This is a genomic window from Cohnella thermotolerans DSM 17683, from assembly GCF_000429825.1.
GTDB classification, from domain to species: Bacteria; Bacillota; Bacilli; order Paenibacillales; family Paenibacillaceae; genus Cohnella; species Cohnella thermotolerans.
The window spans coordinates 1-2385 of the sequence record NZ_AUCP01000127.1; the positions used below are offsets into that span (position 1 = coordinate 1).

3 protein-coding genes are annotated in these 2385 nt (G+C 36.6%); all 3 read left to right on the plus strand.

Annotated features, from left to right (window positions below; genetic code table 11):
• Window positions 1–399 (plus strand): TnsD family Tn7-like transposition protein (locus G485_RS27155; protein ID WP_035157005.1); only part of this gene is annotated, 399 nt, incomplete at its 5' end.
• 95 nt (window positions 400–494) lie between these two features.
• Window positions 495–1082: a hypothetical protein gene (locus G485_RS0117285; RefSeq protein ID WP_027093538.1), complete on the plus strand. Its 588-nt coding sequence runs from the start codon at window positions 495–497 to the stop codon at window positions 1080–1082.
• Window positions 1083–1132: 50 nt separating this feature from the next.
• Window positions 1133–2131 carry a hypothetical protein gene (locus G485_RS30085; RefSeq protein ID WP_156922456.1) on the plus strand — a complete coding sequence of 333 codons (999 nt, stop codon included), beginning with the start codon at window positions 1133–1135 and terminating at the stop codon, window positions 2129–2131.
• Window positions 2132–2385 lie beyond the last annotated feature (254 nt).

Here is a 2385-nt window from a genome sequence, read left to right on the forward strand (position 1 = left end):
GTATCGGTTTCGTTTTTCCATGATCTCAGTATAACTTATTTTTCACGCTCCTGTGTCTCAGCCTATGGGAGCATTATAAGGGATCAGGAGATACTCCAGCAAGTTACTGAAATTATCCGACAATTGAAGAATGAAGAGAGGAAGCCGAAACGTATAACCCTTAAACGAATCCAAGAGTTTTTAGGAAAGCAGTGTTTAATGCCCAAGCATTTAAAAAAGATGCCGTTAACCAAAGAATTTCTTGAACAGGTAGTGGAGGATTCAGAAACATTCAGGAAACGGAGAATCCTTTGGGCGATTCAAGAATTGAAACGGGAGGGAGAGCCGCTTATTTTAAATCGGGTAAAAATAAAAGCGGGGGTTAGTAGGGTAGAGAAGTTTTTGTTCGATAATCATTAACAACAAAAAAAGATAAAAAATGAATCAATTTAAACGAATCATATATTGATAAAAAGATAAAAATGAGATACAATCAATTTGGAGGTGGAAATATAATGCACACTGAGTTTGAAATGAAGGTTTTATCATTGATTGGTACATTAAAAAACGAAATTGACTCATTAAAACAGGAGGTTGCACTTATGAAAGAACAAATGCGGAGTAACAGAGTTGAAGTTGAGTCGGAAACTGAAAGAATGTCGATCAATGATGTTCGTGATTATATAAAAAGCGAACTATTAAGCCGGTATCCGAATTTGCGGTTTACAAATGGAAGTCGTTCGTTGGGGAAATTGACAATCTCCAATGGAAGATCAATTATTGAAAAAATAATGATTCGAGCCTCAAAGTCATTTAGAGAAAAGGAAGGATATCCATCTGGGTGGTTCACAATTCATCAGGATCAATTGAATCAATATGATTTGTATTTCTTGGTAGTCAAGGACTTTAAAGGGGAACTTCATGTGTTGATCATGAACCAGTCAGACATAAATGATTGGATTCGGAACAAGTCTACGGATTCAAATGGAAACTATCACTTTTATGTAAACTTGATTGAGGGAAAATGGATTGATGATAGGGAAGCGGAATATGATTGTAGTCGATTTTATAATAACTGGGATATTGTCGAGAGGATGCTTTGAACGGACGGCTATTTTGATTCAAACAAACCTAAATAAGAGGGGCAAATTAGATGACCGAGTGGCATATTGAAAAGGATCATTACAATACGCTTCTTTCATATTTCGGATGTGGAGATTTTCAAAAAGCCAAGATCCTTATTTTTGGAATTGAGGAGGGTACGGATGGTCACGATGTAGAATCAAATGTTGTAGCCAGAATAGAAAGCTTTGGCTCCTTTGATTCAAATGGAAATCTTTTATCTGCAATTAACCCCCCAGGAAGAGAAGATGGTTATTGGGAACCGGATGCTCAAACTGGCGGTAGAAAAGTTAGGGATTACATTTATCGAAGGGATGGTGTAATACTGGAGGAGGAGGGTCCCAAGGGACAGTTCAACGAAATTATCGCCAGAATGTCTTTAGATTTGGAACAACCAGCTGAAAGGAAAGACTTTTGGTTTAGGTTAATGAGAGAAGATGAAGATACAGCAAAAAAAATCAGGGCTCGTATCAAATCACAATTTCAAACTTCATCAGAAAACTTCATACAAACAGCTCTTACAGATTGGAAGCCATTACCCAGACCAAATATGACAGAGTGGCCTATTGAATATCAGCCAACTCAAACACAATTCGGAATAGACCCAGAGTTATATGAAAAGGCATTTTCATTAAATGACGAACATGTGTATTGCGATAAAAATACCAATTACACCAATGATGTACATAAAAGGATCAATATTTTACGAAATGTGTTTCAAAATACAAACATTCCAATTATTATAAGCTTCGGTGAAATACCTACAAAGAAACGGGTGCTGGAAAAAATTTTTCCTGAAGCAGAATTTGCGTCCTTTGAATCAAAAGTACACCCTACTCATTCAAGTTTAAAGGCAAGGTTTTATTTGAATGGTCGAACTTTGAATATTTTTTTGCTTCCCTTTCCAGACCGAAGGTCTGCCGAGTGGAGACGACGGAATAATAAAGCTGAAGCCGCTGGTGTTTTTATGTTGAGATATTTTCAAGAAATAACCCAAAAGTATATAGAACCTATAATAAATGTTTTATAATTGAAAGGCATGAGTGTTAGGTAACTTACTTAGAACCCCTCTTCAAAATAAAGGTCAGAAGAAGGGTTCTAAGGTGCTTTGCCAGTTCTTTCGTTACTTATAAAAAAATGCCGCGGCAACGAATTGGATCTCTCACTTTTTTTAACATACACTAATCGCTTAAATAGGGCTTGCTGAACAAGATCAATTTAAGCTGCTCCCAACGCATGAGCCTAGACCGTGATTTTCTTTGCGGTTTTCATGCAAAAAATCGG